Genomic DNA, 14,035 nt, shown 5'->3' on the forward strand with positions numbered 1-14,035 from the left:
TCATGCCGAGGCCCCCGCCGGTGTCAGTTCGAGCATGTCGCGGATGGTCCGCATGAGGTCGTGCCGGGCCATGTCGTGGGCGAGGTCGACGGCGGCCGCGAAGCCGTGCGCGTCCTCCGAACCGTGGCTCTTGATCACGATGCCCTCCAGGCCGAGGAACACACCGCCATTGGCCCGGCTCGGGTTCATCTTCTCGCGCAGAGCCTTAAACGCCTGGCGGGCGAAGAAGTATCCGATCTTGGCCGACAGGGTCCGGCTCATGGCCGCACGCAGGTAGGTGCCGATCTGTTTGGCCGTGCCCTCGGCGGTCTTCAGGGCGATGTTGCCGGTGAAGCCCTCCGTCACCACCACGTCGACGGTGCCGCGGCCGAGATCGTTGCCCTCGACGAAGCCGTGATAACTCAGATTCGGCAGGTCGGCCTCGCGCAGGCGGCGGGCCGCTTCCTTCACCGCCTCGTTGCCCTTCATCTCCTCCGTGCCGACGTTGAGAAGGCCGACGGTGGGCCGGTCGATATCGAAGACGATGCGGGCCATGGCCGAGCCCATCAGCGCCATCTCCACGAGGTGGTCGGCATCCGTCCCGATGGTGGCGCCGACGTCGAGCACCACGCTCTCGCCGCGCACGGTGGGCCACAGGCAGGCGATGGCCGGGCGTTCGATGCCGGCGAGCGTCTTGAGACAGATCTTCGACATGGCCATGAGGGCGCCGGTGTTGCCGGCCGAGACGGCGGCATCGGCCTCGCCGTCCTTCACCGCCTGGATCGCCTTCCACATGGAGGATTTTCCACGCCCGGTGCGCACGGCCTGGCTCGGCTTCTCGTCCATCGCAATCGCCAGGGCCGTGTGACGGATCTCGACGGCGCCCTTCAGGCGCGGCTCGGCTTCGACGAGGGGGGCCAGGATCGCCTCGTCGCCGAACATCAGGAACGTCATCTCCGGATGGCGCTCGCGGGCGATGGCGGCGCCCGGTACCACCGTGGTTGGGCCGTGGTCGCCGCCCATGGCGTCGAGCGAGATACACACTCTCTGAGACATATGAAGTTCGCCGAAGGCCTCGTGAACGAGAAAGCGCGCGCGGACGAGGGCCGGATCGGGGCGGCCTCGGTCACGGCGCGGCGGAAAATAGCGACTCGCGCCCGCCGGGCAAACGAAATCTGCCCCGATGGAGGCAAAGCGGTCGATTGAGCCGCCTGAAGGACTGCTCAGTCCTTGCCGCCCTGCAGGGCCCGCAGGCCCGCGAGGGGCGCTCCGTCGGCGTCGGGCTCGGGTTCGGCGAACGTGACACCGGGTTTCCGCGGATACGGATCGAGACCCATGGCCAGGAACTCGGCGGTCAGCAGCCCGAAATCGACGCGTCCGTTGACGATCGGATCGGGCACGTCGATCTCCTCGGCGTCGTGTCCCGTCGGGATCTCGCCATCGGTGAACGCCACATCGACGGTCTCGTGCACGGGCGCTTCGAACTCGTCGAGGCTCACCGTGCAGATCTGGGTCACCACGGCCTCGACGGAACCCGTCACCGACAGGTTCTCCAGGGTGCCGCCGACGCGGAAGCGTCCGACGAGGTCGCGGATCCCCGGGATACCGAAATCGGCGGCGAGCGCCGCGCATTCCTCCGGCGTCGCCGTCACGATGAAGTCGCCCTGGGCGCGCGCCATGCGGTCGACCCGGATCGAGCGTGAAAGCGGTCCGACCGCCTGATCCCGTGTCATCGCGAAACTCCCGATTGGTTCGCCGGTTGGGCGGCGGATTCGATGGCGGCGAAGCGTGGCCCGGCCTCCACGAGGGCGTCGAGGTCGAGGCTCGCGAGCAGCCGGTCGCTCGCCGTCACGTAGCGTGCGAGGTCCGCGGCGTCAGCCGGTGCGGCACCACCGAGGACGTTGCGGGCCAGTGCCCCCGCGAGAGCGTCCCCATCGCCCGCATCGAGGGCCGCATCGTAGCCGGCCGCTCGGCCGTAGAAGGCGGCACCGAGCTTCTTCATGCGCTTGGGCACTCCGAAATCACCGATCCCGCTCTCCCGCAAGGACGAATCGAGCTGGAGGAAGATCGCGTTGATGAGGTCCTGCGCCACGTCCGCCGCGGGCTCGGGCAGCCGGTTGAGCCGCCGTAGCACCAGGATCACGTGCAGGCTCAAGCACTCGAAGCGCCCCTCTACCGTGTCGGGCACGCCAAGGGCGGTGTAGAGGGCCGGAACCCGCGCGGCGGCGTTGATGCGCACGTGAAGGTCACGGATCATGCGTTCGCGGGGGCTGGTTCGCCCGAACAGACGGCCGATCATGCGCCTCCCCTTCCCGTGTGGACAGCGCGCCGCGGACGCTGCGGAAGGGCCGGGTGTGGCCCCGCTTGCCTTGTCAAAACCATAACCCCGGGGTACGGCAACGCATGGTCAAGGTGCAACCGTCTTGCGGCTTCCGCGGGCGATCCGTCGCCGTGTCGGGCTCGAGGCCGCAGACGCGTTCAGTTCTTCAACAAGATCAAGGGTGGTCGATGTCGCGCCGTTTCGTTCCGTCGCTCGCGCGCCTTGCCGTCCTGGGCCTCATCGGTACCGGGCTCGCCGGCTGCATCGGCGAGGATCTGCGCCACGGCTATCAGATCGATCAGGCCGCCCTGGCGACGGTGAAGCCCGGCATGAGCGCCGAGCAGGTGCTGACGATCCTCGGTACCCCCTCCACGGTGTCCACGGTGGGCAACAAGAGCTGGTACTACATCAGCCAGAACACCCGCCGTACGGTGCTGTTCCTCGGCGAGCAGATCGAGGACCAGAAGGTCACGGCCGTGTATTTCACCCCGGCCTTCAAAGTCGAGCGCGTGGCGCTCTACGGTTTGCAGGACGGCAAGGTGTTCGACTTCATCGAGCGCTCGACCCCGACGAGCGGTGCCGACCGAGCCTTCATCTCGCAACTCTTCCGCGGTCTGACCCGGTACGAGCCCTTCGGCAGCGGGAAGGGTGCCAGCGTCGTCCCGGGCGCACGCGCCGGGCAGTAAGAGCGCCTTCGACCTCGCTGTCACGCTTCCATCGAGGCCGCTTCCGCACCACGGAGGCGGCCTTTTCGTTTGACTGAACGAAGGGGCAGCGGAGCGTTGCGCGAGAATCGGCTCAGGCGGCGGCGCGATCGCGGCCCGAGGCCTTGGCGTCGTACAGCGCCCGGTCCGCCCGTGCGAGGGCCGGGAGGAGGCTGGTTTCCCCGGGTGCGACCATCGCCACCCCCATGCTTGCGGTCCAGGCGGGCAGATCGGGGACCGTTCCGAAGCTCCGCCGTAGATCGTCGGCGAACGCCAAGGCGGTACCCCGGGTGGCGTCGGCCAGAACGACGACGAACTCGTCCCCGCCGAGACGCACCACGAGGTCGCGCCCCGAGACGCGGCGCATGGCGACGGTCGCCAGGTGCACCAGGACCGCGTCGCCGGCCGCATGCCCGTACCGATCGTTGATGGCCTTGAAGTGATCGATATCGATGGCGACCACGGCGGTGTCCGCGGACACGGTCGTGGGGCCATGGGCCGTGAGGCCGGCGCGGTTCAGGGCACCCGTGAGAGCGTCGCGCAGGGCGATAAGGCGCAGGGAGCTCTGAGCGCGCTCACCCGGCATGGCGATGAGCCCCAGATTCAGGATCGCCAGCAGCATCTGGTCCGACAGCATCGGCACGAGCCCCACGACATCGGGAATCGCGCCGTCGGTCGCCAGGATGAGGATCGCTACGACGTACCCCGGAACGTAGCCGAGCAGCGCGAACCCGGCGATGCGTCGTCCTCCGGTCGAGGTCAGTTTCCGGCCGCCGATCAGGATCGTGCCGACGGCGAGCATGTCAAAGACGAGGCCGAGCGTCGCGCCGATCTGGGCGGCCACCGGATACCCCAGGAGGGCGGGACCGAGATAGCCGGCGCAGGGCAGGAGGATCACCAGGGCCATCCAAGGCCGGAACGGTTTCACGCCGTCGAACCGGTACACCCCGGTCAGGATGAGAACGTTGCCGAGGCCGAGGAGGCCGCACAGGATCCCCGCGATGACCGGGTGGTAGCCGAAGCGCGCGTATCCCAGAAGCGTCACCACGTAGAGGGCGAAACTCGCCGCCCAATCCAGCAGATAGGATTGGCCGGTTCTCGCACGCCACAGGGACAGATAGACGACAACGAACGCCGCGCTCGCCAAAATGCTGCAGAGACGAAGGGTCGGCACGTCGGGGATCGAGAGCATCGGATCGACTTGGAGGCGAGCGCAGGTCCGAGATGCTACCGCGAAAGCCTTACGGATTGTGTGGGCGAACGGCAGACCTGTGGCGACCCGCGTCTCGAACACCCCGATGCGGCATATGCATGCCGGAGGAAACCATCGCTCTACGGTGTCGGACTGGGGAGCTTGGACACGATGTCGGCGAAAGGCCGGCTCGGCCCGCGCGTACGCCGTCCGACGGTCTCAGCCCCGTGCGCGCTCGGCGGCCTCGATCCGCATGAGTAGATCGGCGAAAGCATCCGCAACATCGGTCTCCGGCCGGGCTTCGTAGACGGCCCGCAAGCCGCAGGCGAGACTGGCGACGATATTGGGAGATAGTCCCTGCGGGTCCGGCCTGGAGCCGTAGGCGGTCTCTTGAGAAAGGTGGGACATCCCATCCCGGCCACCGCGTTGACTCTGCATCGACATGGCGATTCCGCATTCAATATCCGGGGGCGAGTCGTGCGCGCCTGAGACAGCGCGCGCAATCCGCCGCACTCGGTTCGATCTACTTTCGGACGCTGTGTGTCTATGCAGACACGCGCCCAACGACGGCGGGTACGATGGCACTCGGATGAGTCAGCATCAGCGCCGGACCCGTGGCCCGCAAGGCTTCGATACGGGTGTAGCCCCAAGCCACGGCGGCAAAGTCGCATCCGACCGACCGGGCCGCATCGTGGTCACGGATCTCATCGCCGACGTAGAGGGTCGAACCGGGGGTAAAACCTGCGTCGCGAACCAGGGCTCTCAGGCGCTTGGCCTTTCCGAACAGCGACGCACCGCAGGCGTAGCGGCGGAAGCGCCGGGCATCCGGCCCGAGCACTGCCTCGATATTGGCCCGGGTGTTGGAACTGACGATCGCGAGCGGCATACCCGCCGCAGCGAGGTCGGCCAGCATCGTCCGAATCCCGGGAAACAGCGAGATCTCAGCGATGTCACGGGCCGCCAACGCGTGCATGTGACGGCTGATGAACGGGAGTTTCCACGGGGCGATTCCGAGATGGCGGACGATACCCGCGGCATCGAGGCCGCGCAGGACCTCGGTCTCATGCGGAGCGATCCGCCGGAAGCGATAGCGATCGGCCACATCGTTGATGACACGGGCAAACCACGGGAAACTATCGGCGAGGGTCCCATCGAAGTCGAAGACGACGAGCCGATAGGGGCCGCGGCTCATGTGGTCAGGTTGCCGGCCGGCACGGTAAGGCGCATCACGAGTCCGTCGCTGTTCCACGCGTGCTCAAGGGTGCCGTCGAGTTGCCCCGCGACGCTGCGCTCGGCCAGCACGGTGCCGAACCCGCGGCGCGTCGGTGGCCCGGAGACGGGTGGGCCATCGGACTCGGCCCAGACGAGTTCATACGTGTCGCCGTCGCGGCGTCCGGTGAGCCGCACGGTGCCTGCTTCCGTGGACAGGCCGCCGTACTTCATCGCGTTGGTGGCCTGCTCGTGCATGATCAGGGCGAACGCGGTCGCTGCCCGGTCGCCGACGGCGATATCGTCGCCTTGCAGCACGATGCGCGCGCGGCCGTCCTGGACGTAGGCCGCCATGATGAGGCGCATGAGGCCGAACAGGGTCTGGCCCTTCACCTTCGGCGCGCTCGCAGGCGAGTGCGGGCGCACGTACTCGTGTGCGTTGGCGAGGGCACCGAGGCGCTGGCGGAAGGCCGCGACGAAGGGACGGGCCGCCGGATCGGTCCGGGCCGAGAGGGCTGCGATCCCCTCGACCACGGCGAAGATGTTCTTGATGCGGTGGGAGAGTTCCTTGATCAGCAGATCGCGGGCTTCCTCGGCGCGTTTGCGCTCGCGCAGGTCGCGGGTCACGGTCGCATAGCCGATGAGGGCACCACGCGTGTCGCTCACGGGGAAAACGCTATACAGCACGGGGATTCCCTCCCCCGTCGCGAAATGACGGAAGGTGAGCTCCCCCTCCCACCAACCGTCCCGCCGCACGGCCGGCAAAACGGTTTCCGTCACGGTCGTTTGGCATTCCGGGACGAAGTAGTCGGGCACTGCGGTCCTGAGGACCGCATCGGCATCGGCGAGGCCGACGAGCCGCCGGCCGGCCGCGTTGATATGGAGGACCTGGCCGTCCTCGTCGGCGATGCCAATGAAGTCCTTGGAATGCTCGACGATGGCCGCGAGCTTGCGCGCCTCTTCCTCGGCGCGCTTCAGATCTTCGATATCCGTGCAGGTCCCGAACCAACGCTCGATGCGACCTTCGGCATCGCGCAGGGGCATCGCGCGGCCGAGGGTCCAGCGGTAGACGCCCGATTTGTGTCGGAGGCGGTACTCCACCTCGTAGGGGTCTCCGGTGGCCAAGCTGTGCCGCCAGCGCGTCCAGGCTCGGGCCTGATCGTCGGGATGGAACATGCCGTTCCAGCCTTCGCCATCGGTGGAGCCGTAGGGCACGCCGGTGAACTCGTACCAGCGGTCGTTGTAGAAATCGTGGAATCCGTCCGGCTGCGTGGTCCACACCATCTGGGGCATGGCGGCGGTCATGACACGGAACCGACGCTCGCTCGCGGCGAGGTCCGCTTCGCGCACGGCGACCGCCTCCCGGGCCTGTCGCAGTTCGATCAAGGTCGCGACCTGACGCGCCAGGGCCTCGAGGGTCTCGGTCTGAAGCGAGGTCAAGCCGTCCGGCCGGGCGACTTTGTCGAGAACGCACAGGCTTCCCAGCGGAAGGCCACCCTTGGAACGGATCACCGCACCTGCATAGAAGCGCAGGCGATGCTCGCCCTGAACAAGGGCATTGTCCGCGGTACGCGGATCGGCCGTCAGGTCGGGGATCACCAGAAGCGGACCATTCTGGATTGCGTGGGCGCAAATCGACAGGGTACGCGGCGTCTCCGTTGGTTCGAAGCCGAGGCGCGCCTTGAACCATTGGCGCGTCTCATCGACGAGGCTGATCAGGACGACGGGAGCGGCGCAGACGATCGCGGCGATGCGAACGAGATCGTCGTAGGCCGGATCCTGGCCGCTATCGAGGATGTTCGTATCACGCAGGGCTTCGAGCCGTTCGGCCTCGGTCCAGTCGGTACCCGGGCCATCGCAGGAGGTGATTACGGTCAAAAGGGAGCGTCCTCGTCAGCGTCTTCAGATAGGGCGCCTGAGAGATCCGTCAAAGCTCGTTTCGGAACGATGGCCGCGCTTCCTTCCCCGTCCGTGTCACATCCGGCGCCCGATCGGAGATCTGGCACCGAACGTCGCGTCGGGCGGCCATGTCGGCAGGCCGCCCGTATCTCAGAGCCTTCGCGCGTCAGGCGGCCTTCGCACCGGACCGGATCGGGTAATCGACGTAGCCCTCGGGGCCCTGGCTGTACCAGGTCTTCTGCTCGTCCTTGGCGAGGGGAGCGCCTTCGGCAATACGGGCGGGCAGATCCGGGTTGGCGATGAACGGTCGCCCGAACGCGATGGCGTCGGCGCGCCCGGCATCGAGCACGGCCTGCCCCTTGGGGCCGTCGTAATCGGAATTCAGCACAAGCGGGCCCCCGAAGGCCGCCTTGATGGTCGGGGCGACAGGGGGATGATTTGCCTTGCCGAAGGTCCCTTCGGGGCCCGGCTCACGCAGTTCGAGGAAGGCGATGCCGATCTCCGACAGGGCCGCGGCGGCGGCGGCGAACAGGGTGTCGGGGTCGGAATCGTCCACACCCTGGATGGCACCGTTGGGCGACAGGCGTACGCCGGTGCGGTCGGCCCCGATGGCATCGGTAACGGTGCGGGTCACCTCGGTCAGCAGGCGGATACGGTTCTCGATGGAGCCGCCGTAACGGTCGTCACGGAAGTTGGAGCCGTCGCGCAGGAATTGGTCGATGAGGTAGCCGTTGGCCGCATGGATCTGCACGCCGTCGAAGCCGGCCGCGATGGCGTTGCGAGCAGCGCGGTCGTAATCGGCCAGGAGGCGCGGAATCTCCTCGACGGGCAGCGGGCGCGCCTCGGCATAGGGCTTCTTGCCCGAATAGGTGTGGGCGGCATCCGGCGCCGTCGTGGCCGAGGCCGAGATTGGCTTGGCACCGCCGAGGAAGTCGGGGTGGACGATGCGGCCCATGTGCCAGAGCTGGCAGACGATACGGCCGCCGGCCTCGTGCACGGCCTTCACGATCGGTTTCCAGGCCGCGACCTGCTCGTCCGACCAGATGCCCGGAGCGTAGGGCCAGCCGAGGCCTTCCTGGCTGATGCCGGTGGCTTCGGTGATGATGAGGCCGGCCGCGGCGCGCTGGGTGTAATACTCGATCATGATCGGCGTCGGCACATGAGCGCGGGTGGCGCGGCCACGGGTGAGCGGGGCCATGAAGACGCGATTCTTGGCTTCGATCGCGCCGATGCGGATCGGGTCGGACAGGCTCGGCATTGCAGGCTCTCGCGTTGTTTCGAGGACGAACGGAAGCGGACAGCATCCCGTAAGATGTCGAGGCTTCGAGACCCGTAATTGGATTGCGCGCGATACGATGTCAGGGGTGGCGCGACGACGGCCCGCCGCGCCGGTGCGGCATCGCACACGCCAGATCGCGACACCGCCCTCGATGGACGAAGGGGCCGGAACCCTGCGGCACCGACCCCCTCTGATGATTCGCGGCCGGTGGGGCCGTCTGAAAGCCGACCCAATGTTCCGCGCTTAGCGCCTAGGTGGGACTGGACGGCGAACACCATAGTTGCACGCCCCCGTCACCAATGAACCGCACCAATGTCGAAGGCCGGTGCAACCTCACGTGCGATGACCCTTCAAGCGATTTGTGGGTTGCGACCTCGGACCTGAGAATTCCTCGAACGGTCGGCGCTTTCGCCGAAGACGGGACGGGGCACCGCCGTGGGCTACAAGCATAGACATCCGCAGAACCGTGCGAAGGCGGCGTCCCTGCTCAGCAGGTTGAAGGGCGAGCTCGTGAACGTGACGGGCATTCAGGTCGAGGCCCTGAGCAACGTCTACGCTGCCGCCGAGGCGTACTGGCAGCTAAGCAAGGCGTCCGGGGTCCACCTCTACCAGGAAGGCGGAGGCTGGCATGCCGACCTAGAGTTCAAGGGCCTGCCGCCCGGCGTTCCCACCATCGTCGGCACGCCGGAGCCCGTCCCCACTCGGGAGGAAGCCATCGAGAGCGTGGTCGGGATGATGTCGATGTGCGCCCAGCGCGACCACGTCACTCCTCCAGACCCGACGACGGGCTTGCGGTGGTTCCGGTTCGACGACCACCAGGTCCCGGTCGATCCGGGAATGCTGGAGCACTTCGTATCCCGCGTTCCGGTGGTCGCGTTCGATGCGGACCACATCCGAAGGGAGCTCGACCTGCTTCGGGCCGACATCTCGGGCGACGCTCCCGTCACGGCCGAGGCCTGGGCTGCGGCCGAGTTCCAGCTTCGGTACGACGCCTGCCGCATGTGCTGCGCCGCCATGGCCTTCGGCATCATGCAGGTGTCGTACGATCCATCGGTGGACCTAGACCTGGTCTCGGCGCCCGCCCCCGGGATGCACTGACCGCGGCGGCCGGTCAGGCGGCGTCGCCCCTCAACCGGCAAGCCGCTAGGTCGCGGCGTCGATAAAGCTTCATCCGGACGCAGTCGTATGGCGCCGCGTCCGCGATGCCGGCTTCCGCGAGTCTGCGCAGCGCTTTCTGGGGCGCGAGGCCTAGGACGGCGGCCGCCTCTTGAAGGGTGACGTACTCCAAGGCGAACGCCTCGACGCTCGCCCTGGTCAACGCCCTGACCGACCGCGGATCGCGCGGCCGATATCCCGGCGACCATTCCAGCATCCCCGCCCTGACCAGGCACCACAGCTTCTTCGGGTCCACGCCGACCAGCATGGCGGCCGCCTCGGGTTCGCTGACCTCGTCGGCGGAGCCCACCCCCTGGATGACCCCGAGGATCTCGTCGCGGTCGATCAGGAGGTCGCCGTAGCGCCGGCCGGTCGTATGGCGTCCCACCCATGCGAGCCGGTCGTCGAGGATGAGGTTCAGGATCTCGACGGTGCCGACACGCAGGCCGGGGGCAGCGCGCTCGACCGTCATCCGCGGCTCGGCGGGGTTGGCCACCGGCACGGCGTTCCGAAACAGCCTTGCCATGAAGGCATCGACGTCCGGGCGCAGGAAGCGGCGCTTCGAGCCCGCGTTCCGTTCCGCCTCGGGCAGGACGGCCAGCAATCTGGCCTCCTCAAGGTGCCCGACCTGCTTCACCGAGAACCCGGTCCTGGCGGCGACGTCCTTGGCCGTGAGGTGGTCCTCGACGGTCGCGACGACCTTCCCGAACTCCTCGACGGTGATCCAAAGCCGCCGACCCTCCGCGACGGCCTCGGCTCCCACCAGCCGGAGCAGTCCGACGTCTGACCGAGAGCTCGAAAAGGCGGCGCTCCGTTGCGTGTGCATGCGCCGCTCGTCCAGCCGGACGCCAAGGAAGGCCGTGCCCGGGCTTATGGGGAGCCGGGAGAAGGCATGCTCCCGTAGGACATGGCGGAATTTCTCGTACGCGAGGTCCTTGGGATTCGCCCGCAGGATCGCGTGGACGCGACCGTAGACCTTGCCGTGGCCGACGGAGCCGCGCTTTCCGAAGCTGTGACGCCCGACGATGCCGTCGAGGGCGCCTTCGACCGCTTCAGGTCCCAGTGCGGCGACGCGGTAGCCCTCCTCGGTGGCCCGCACGAGGTCCGCCATGCCTAAATCCGAGGGATGCGTTCCCGGACCGTGGAGGACCGAGATCCCGAGCGCCTCGCAGAAGGCCGAGGCGGCATTCAGGGGCACGTCGTCCAACCAGTTGCCAGGATCGCCCGCTCCGTCGAGCCTGGCGGCGAACCAGGCCACGAAGGCGGTCCCGGTGGCGGCCGCCGCTTCGGCCCGGAGGCGGTCCAACGCGGGGAGCACGCGGCGGGCCACCGTCGCCGAGAAGTCGTGGCCGGCCCGAAGCGTCGCGTCGGCCTCGACGTGCAGCAGGACGGTCCCGTGTCGGACGCAGGCCCTGACCGGTTCGAGCATCCATTCGAGCCTCGCCCAAGGCCGGGCCTTCGTCGGTCCCTCGAACCGGGCGAGGTCATCGGCGACGCAGTGCGGGCAGACCCGCGTCGCGGAGGTCAGGACCGATCCGGGCGGAAAGCGGTGGCCGGCGACCTCGACGGCCTTGTCGCCGACGGCGTGAGAAGGCGTGTATCGACCGAGGTCGAGCCGATTGGTGGGCGTCGGCCGGCGCAGGTTCGCCAGGGCGTCCAGGGCGCGACCGTCCCCGCGTCCCAATGCATCGACGTCGATGCGCATGTCCCTGAGGAGGCTTCGCAGGTCGACGCCGTTCAGGGCGGCGAGGCGGGCCGCGTAGCCCATCGCCGGCTCCCTCGGCTGCAAGGGATGCCCGAGGTTCAGGAACGTAGCCTGGGGGCGGCGGGGGGGCGCGTCGCCGGTCACGAAGATTGCGCCGGCGCGTCGTCGATGGTCAGGAACGAATTAGGGCGGAGATGGCGCCAATGTTCCGCAAGGAACGGGTTCCTCTCGTCCTGGCCGTAAACGAGGGAGCGTCGTTCGAAGGCGACGGCGAAGTGACCCGTGGCCAACCTCGCCTTCTTCCAATGAAGCGCTTCCTGCAGCGCCCCTTCCACGAGCTGGCAGATCCGGGCGTACCGATACCGTGCCGCGAAGGCCAGACGCTCAGGCAGGTCGGTGGGTGCCAGGTGGTCCGACGCGATGCCGACCGGGTCGCCCATCTGGGAGAGGATGTCGATGACGAGGTCCCTCTCCTCGGGCATCGCCACGTCGGCGAAGCGGATGAAGTTCCCGCGGCGCTCGACCTGGTCGTCTCCGATGGGCAGGCCGAGGACCTCGGGCAACCCGGAGAACACGAACGCGATTGGCCACTTCGTGTCGATGGCCACGCCCTTGATGGCGTTCGACAGTTCCTCACGGTCGGATTGCGAGGCGTTCCTCTTGAAGAGGTGCTGGGCCTCGTCGATGTGGACCAGGAACACGCCTTGCGACTGCAGGTGCCCGGCCATCCCGTCCCAGACCTCTCCGCGTCCCGTCTTCATGGCGAGGCCGTATCCGGCTTCTCGGATGATCTGCAGCCCGACGAGGCGTGGGGGCGCGTAGCCCTTGAGCTTGCGCCAGGATGGGCGGCCCACCTTGCTCGGACCAAGTCAGGCAGAAGCGGGGCGCACCGCCCTCGTGGACGACATGCCAGCGCAAATCGACCGTGCCGGTGTCGTTCGACAAGGCCCCGTACTTTGCCGCGTTGGTGGCGAGTTCGTGTAGGGCGAGTGCCAACGCGAGGGCCGCCTTGGCTGCTAGGGGAACGTTGGGGCCACTGGCCCGGATGCGGGATGCGGCCTCGCCGCGGTGCACGGTCAAGGCGCCGTCCACGACGTCGGCGATGGGGGCCTCGGTCCAACTTGATTGGGTTAGGATGTCGTGGGCACGCCCGAGCGAGATAAGGCGGGCCGAGAACGCCTCCCGGGCTCCGTCCAAGTCCGCGGCATTGCGGAAGGTCTGGCTGGCAATCGCCTGGACCATGGCGAGGGTATTCTTGACCCGGTGCTGCAACTCGCCGGTAAGCAGGCGCTGGTGCTCCTCGGAGCGTTTCCGCTCGCTGATGTCGAGCATCGCCCCGATCATGCGCACGGCCCGGCCTTGCTCGTCACGGATGACGTAGCCGCGGTCGAGGATGTCGGCGTAGGAGCCGTCGGCCCTACGGAAGCGGTACTCGTCGGTCCAGGTCGTACCAGTTCGGTCGATGACCGCATGGATGGAGGCGTCGATGCGGGGCCGGTCGTCGTGGTGGATATGGCCGATCCACCAGTCGCCGGTGGCCTCCACGGTCTCCGGCCGGTACCCGTAGGCCGCTTGGAGCGCCTCGTTCCACAGGACGTGGTTGGTAGTCAGGTCCCCTCATCCGGCAGCCGCCTCCTCGATCGGGTCGAGCAGCGCGTCGGCGGCCCGGCTGCGGTAGCGCTCCTTGTGGCGCAGCACCCGGAACGGACGGCTCGGCAGGGCAAACGCCGCCCGCACCAGCGTTCCGGCCCGAAGCGCGGCGGCGACCACGGTCTCGGACAGAACGGTGGCCCCGCCTCCGGCCTCGACGGCGGCGCGGACCGCCTCGTTGGAAGGCAGTTCGAGCGTGACCCGGAGCCGGGCCACGGCCAGACCGGCCTCCGTGAGCGCCGCCTCGAAGGCCGARCGGGTCCCCGATCCCGCCTCGCGCAGCACCCAATCGGCCCCAGCGAGGTCCTCGGGTTCGAGCGCGGTCGCCCCTGCGAAGGGATGTGTTGGGGCGACCCGGGTCCCCGATCCCGCCTCGCGCAGCACCCAATCGGCCCCAGCGAGGTCCTCGGGTTCGAGCGCGGTCGCCCCTGCGAAGGGATGTGTTGGGGCGACCACGAGGACCAGTTGGTCCTGCGCGATGGTCGTGCTTGCGAGCGTCGGGTCGTCCARCGCCCCCTCGACGAAGCCGAGTTCGGCCTGCCCCGCGCGCACCGCGTCGGCGGCGTCGGTGGTGTTGCCCACCGCCAAGCGGATAGCGATCTCAGGGTAGACTCGGCGGAAGGCGACGAGGCGGCGCGGCAGCCAGTCGCTGGCGATGGTCTGGCTGGCGTAGACGGCCAGCGTCCCGCGCCGCATGCCGCTGAGGTCGGCRAGCACCAGTTCGGCGGCCTCGGCCCGGGCGAGCACCGCGCGAGCCTCGATGAGGAATACGCGCCCCGCCTCGGTCAGCTCGATCCCGCGGCCGACCCGGTGAAACAGCTTCGTCGCGTGCCGCCCCTCGATGTTGGCGATCGCCGTGCTGACCGCCGATTGGACGAGGTTCAGCGCCTCGGCGGCCCGCGTCACGTGCTGCCGCTCGGCCACCGCCACGAAGATGCGAAGG

General features: G+C 68.3%; 13 protein-coding genes and 1 pseudogene. 2 read left to right on the top strand and 12 right to left on the bottom strand.

Annotated elements, in window-relative coordinates; translation table 11 throughout:
• From plsX to ASG60_RS07475, 3 genes are all read right to left on the bottom strand, one after another.
• On the bottom strand, positions 1 to 1,035 hold the full coding sequence (gene plsX / locus ASG60_RS07465; protein WP_056174222.1) for a phosphate acyltransferase PlsX: 1,035 nt from the start codon (positions 1,033 to 1,035) through the stop codon (positions 1 to 3).
• A 167-nt stretch (positions 1,036 to 1,202) separates the two neighbouring features.
• Entirely contained in the window at positions 1,203 to 1,712 is a 510-nt protein-coding gene (locus ASG60_RS07470) for a DUF177 domain-containing protein (RefSeq protein ID WP_056363347.1), read from the bottom strand.
• Positions 1,709 to 2,278 (bottom strand): ubiquinol-cytochrome C chaperone family protein, encoded by a 570-nt coding sequence (locus ASG60_RS07475; protein WP_056262382.1) that lies wholly within the window; start codon positions 2,276 to 2,278, stop codon positions 1,709 to 1,711. Before ASG60_RS07475 ends, ASG60_RS07470 begins: the two co-directional genes overlap by 4 nt.
• A 209-nt stretch (positions 2,279 to 2,487) precedes the next feature.
• On the opposite strand from ASG60_RS07475, the gene ASG60_RS07480 reads away from it, so the two are divergent.
• Positions 2,488 to 2,985 carry an outer membrane protein assembly factor BamE gene (locus ASG60_RS07480; protein WP_056174216.1) on the top strand — a complete coding sequence of 166 codons (498 nt, stop codon included), beginning with the start codon at positions 2,488 to 2,490 and terminating at the stop codon, positions 2,983 to 2,985.
• 112 nt (positions 2,986 to 3,097) lie between these two features.
• Here ASG60_RS07480 and ASG60_RS07485 read toward each other — a convergent pair whose 3' ends face one another.
• From ASG60_RS07485 to ASG60_RS07505, 5 genes are all read right to left on the bottom strand, one after another.
• Positions 3,098 to 4,195 carry a GGDEF domain-containing protein gene (locus tag ASG60_RS07485; RefSeq protein WP_056384805.1) on the bottom strand — a complete coding sequence of 366 codons (1,098 nt, stop codon included), beginning with the start codon at positions 4,193 to 4,195 and terminating at the stop codon, positions 3,098 to 3,100.
• 219 nt (positions 4,196 to 4,414) lie between these two features.
• Positions 4,415 to 4,639, bottom strand: coding sequence for a hypothetical protein (locus ASG60_RS07490; RefSeq protein WP_056262388.1), 225 nt, complete (start codon positions 4,637 to 4,639; stop codon positions 4,415 to 4,417).
• Between the two features lie 100 nt (positions 4,640 to 4,739).
• Positions 4,740 to 5,387, bottom strand: coding sequence for an HAD hydrolase-like protein (locus ASG60_RS07495; protein WP_056262392.1), 648 nt, complete (start codon positions 5,385 to 5,387; stop codon positions 4,740 to 4,742).
• Positions 5,384 to 7,282 (bottom strand): PAS domain S-box protein, encoded by a 1,899-nt coding sequence (locus tag ASG60_RS07500; RefSeq protein ID WP_056384806.1) that lies wholly within the window; start codon positions 7,280 to 7,282, stop codon positions 5,384 to 5,386. Before ASG60_RS07500 ends, ASG60_RS07495 begins: the two co-directional genes overlap by 4 nt.
• A gap of 187 nt (positions 7,283 to 7,469) precedes the next feature.
• Complete coding sequence (locus tag ASG60_RS07505; protein WP_056384807.1) at positions 7,470 to 8,561, bottom strand: alkene reductase; 1,092 nt, start codon at positions 8,559 to 8,561, stop codon at positions 7,470 to 7,472.
• A 456-nt stretch (positions 8,562 to 9,017) separates the two neighbouring features.
• Between ASG60_RS07505 and ASG60_RS07510 the strand changes: the two genes are divergently transcribed.
• Positions 9,018 to 9,680, top strand: coding sequence for a hypothetical protein (locus tag ASG60_RS07510; RefSeq protein WP_056384809.1), 663 nt, complete (start codon positions 9,018 to 9,020; stop codon positions 9,678 to 9,680).
• Between the two features lie 13 nt (positions 9,681 to 9,693).
• Here ASG60_RS07510 and ASG60_RS07515 read toward each other — a convergent pair whose 3' ends face one another.
• The 4 genes and pseudogenes from ASG60_RS07515 to ASG60_RS07530 form a co-directional block, all read right to left on the bottom strand.
• Positions 9,694 to 11,586 carry a TniQ family protein gene (locus ASG60_RS07515; protein ID WP_277996230.1) on the bottom strand — a complete coding sequence of 631 codons (1,893 nt, stop codon included), beginning with the start codon at positions 11,584 to 11,586 and terminating at the stop codon, positions 9,694 to 9,696.
• Positions 11,583 to 12,296, bottom strand: coding sequence for a hypothetical protein (locus tag ASG60_RS23390; RefSeq protein WP_056384815.1), 714 nt, complete (start codon positions 12,294 to 12,296; stop codon positions 11,583 to 11,585). Before ASG60_RS23390 ends, ASG60_RS07515 begins: the two co-directional genes overlap by 4 nt.
• A gap of 184 nt (positions 12,297 to 12,480) precedes the next feature.
• A pseudogene (locus tag ASG60_RS23395) lies at positions 12,481 to 13,053 on the bottom strand (HWE histidine kinase domain-containing protein); the annotation flags it as partial.
• A gap of 6 nt (positions 13,054 to 13,059) precedes the next feature.
• Positions 13,060 to 14,035 (bottom strand): LysR substrate-binding domain-containing protein (locus ASG60_RS07530; protein WP_082531664.1); only part of this gene is annotated, 976 nt, incomplete at its 5' end.

It is taken from the genome of Methylobacterium sp. Leaf469, from assembly GCF_001424745.1.
GTDB lineage: Bacteria > Pseudomonadota > Alphaproteobacteria > Rhizobiales > Beijerinckiaceae > Methylobacterium.

Coding starts and splice junctions, on each gene's coding strand:
- ASG60_RS07470 (WP_056363347.1), bottom strand. CDS start 1,712: ATGACACGGGATCAGGCGGTCGGACCGCTTTCACGCTCGATCCGGGTC.
- plsX (WP_056174222.1), bottom strand. CDS start 1,035: ATGTCTCAGAGAGTGTGTATCTCGCTCGACGCCATGGGCGGCGACCAC.
- ASG60_RS07495 (WP_056262392.1), bottom strand. CDS start 5,387: ATGAGCCGCGGCCCCTATCGGCTCGTCGTCTTCGACTTCGATGGGACC.
- ASG60_RS07505 (WP_056384807.1), bottom strand. CDS start 8,561: ATGCCGAGCCTGTCCGACCCGATCCGCATCGGCGCGATCGAAGCCAAG.
- ASG60_RS07485 (WP_056384805.1), bottom strand. CDS start 4,195: ATGCTCTCGATCCCCGACGTGCCGACCCTTCGTCTCTGCAGCATTTTG.
- ASG60_RS07490 (WP_056262388.1), bottom strand. CDS start 4,639: ATGTCGATGCAGAGTCAACGCGGTGGCCGGGATGGGATGTCCCACCTT.
- ASG60_RS07475 (WP_056262382.1), bottom strand. CDS start 2,278: ATGATCGGCCGTCTGTTCGGGCGAACCAGCCCCCGCGAACGCATGATC.
- ASG60_RS07480 (WP_056174216.1), top strand. CDS start 2,488: ATGTCGCGCCGTTTCGTTCCGTCGCTCGCGCGCCTTGCCGTCCTGGGC.